The sequence below is a fragment of the Blautia sp. TF10-30 genome (assembly GCF_003481245.1).
GTDB classification, from domain to species: domain Bacteria; phylum Bacillota; class Clostridia; order Lachnospirales; family Lachnospiraceae; genus Fusicatenibacter; species Fusicatenibacter saccharivorans.
Genome location: NZ_QUKM01000033.1, coordinates 1 through 2,030 on the forward strand (window position 1 = coordinate 1; position 2,030 = coordinate 2,030).

The window sequence follows — 2,030 nt, forward strand, 5'->3', positions numbered from 1 at the left end:
AGGAGGAAAATATAAGTAACTAAATATATTGTCAAATGTGATATAACGTGTTTAAATATGTAAAAGGAGAATCATATTATGAACACATCAAATATCACAAACTACAAGCCGAAAGATTTTGCTGAACTGTTAGGGATATCTGTTAAAACGTTACAGCGTTGGGACAGAGAAGGAATTTTAAAAGCAAATTGAACTCCGACCGACAGGCGTTATTATACGTATGACCAATATCTTCAATTCAAAGGCATAAATATCGAAAATGATAAACGTCAGGCAGTTATTTATGCCAGAGTATCTACAAAAAATCAAAAAGACGATTTGCAAAACCAGGTCGCATTTTTGCGACAGTTTTGTAATGCCAGGGGAATCATTGTAGACCAATGTATCGAAGAGTATGGAAGTGGTCTTAATTACAACCGCAAAAAGTGGAATAAATTATTAGATGAAGTAATGGAACAGAAAGTAAAAACGATCATCATAACCCACAAAGACAGATTTATCCGATTCGGTTATGATTGGTTTGAAAAATTCTGTATGAAATACAATACAACGATCGTGGTGGTAAACAATGAAGAATTATCACCACAGGAAGAACTTGTACAGGACATTGTTTCCATACTTCATGTGTTCTCCTGCAGATTGTATGGACTTCGTAAGTATAAAAAACAAATAGAGAGGGACGAGGAAATTGCTAAAGAGCTTCAAGACGGAAATCCATCCGACAGAAGAGCAGAAAGTCAGGATTCATAAAACAATAGGAACTTGTAGATTTATTTACAATTTCTATCTGGCCCATAACAAAGAACTTTATCAAAATGGCGAAAAATTCATGAGCAGCAGTAAATTCAGAGTCTGGCTGAATCATGAATATCTTCCACAACATCCAGAATATTTATGGATTAAGGAAGCATACTCAAAAGCAGTGACCCAGGCGGTAAATCATGGACAAACTGCATTTAAAAAATTCTTCGATCATGAAAGTGCTTTTCCTAAGTTCAAAAAGAAAGGCAGATCTGATGTGAAGATGTATTTCGTAAAGAATAATCCGAAAGATTGTCGCTGCGAGAGACACAGAGTTAACATCCCGTCGCTTGGATGGGTTCGCATCAAAGAAAAAGGATACATTCCTACGACGAAAGAAGGATATACCATAAAAAGCGGGCATGTTTCCATGAAAGCGGGCAGATATTATGTTTCGGCTCTTATAGAAATTCCTGACAACAAAACTGCTGATCCTTCTAACGAAGGAATCGGCATCGACCTGGGGCTAAAGGATTTTGCCATTGTTTCAAATGGTAAGACCTATAAGAATATCAACAAATCAGCAAGATTAAAGAAATTAGAAAAACGACTCGTTCGGGAACAGAGATGTCTCTCCCGAAAGTATGAAAATCTAAAGAAAGGAGAGTCCACTCAAAGAGCGAATATACAAAAACAAAAACTTAAGGTACAAAAACTTCATCATAAAATAGACAATATCCGTACGGATTACATCAATAAGACAATCGCAGAGATCGTAAAAACCAAACCATCGTATATAACGATTGAAGACTTAAATGTATCGGGGATGATGAAGAACAAACATCTTTCAAGAGCAGTTGCTTCGCAGAAGTTTTACGAATTCAGAATAAAACTGAAGGCGAAAAGCAAAGAAAATGGCATTGAACTTCGGGTTGCAGACAGATGGTATCCATCATCAAAAATCTGCCATTGTTGTGGAACGATCAAGAAAGATTTAAAACTTTCCGATAGAACATTTCGATGTCATTGTGGCTATGTCGAAGACAGGGATTTCAATGCGGCACTGAATCTGAGGGACGTAAAAACTTACAAGATTGCATAAGGAAGCAAATGTAAGTATGTACCGAAGGCTATTTCGGGAATTAACGACTGTGGAGTGTACATGGACCTACGAGTAGATATGATTTCGGTCAATCAAAAGTATACACACTGAAGCAGTAAGTAAGATTCGTGAGAACTTACATTATCTCGATGTGATAAGTATATTTAATCACATTTTGAGTGGCAGG

1 protein-coding gene and 1 pseudogene are annotated in these 2,030 nt (G+C 36.6%); both read left to right on the forward strand.

The annotated features are described in order from the left end of the window. Positions 1–93: 93 nt before the first annotated feature. A pseudogene (locus DXD02_RS15235) lies at positions 94–750 on the forward strand (IS607 family transposase). Next, a complete protein-coding gene (locus DXD02_RS15240) occupies positions 689–1,843 on the forward strand; it encodes an RNA-guided endonuclease InsQ/TnpB family protein (protein WP_118667094.1) in 1,155 nt (384 codons plus the stop codon). The pseudogene DXD02_RS15235 and the gene DXD02_RS15240 overlap by 62 nt, the downstream one beginning before the upstream one ends. Positions 1,844–2,030: the final 187 nt, after the last annotated feature.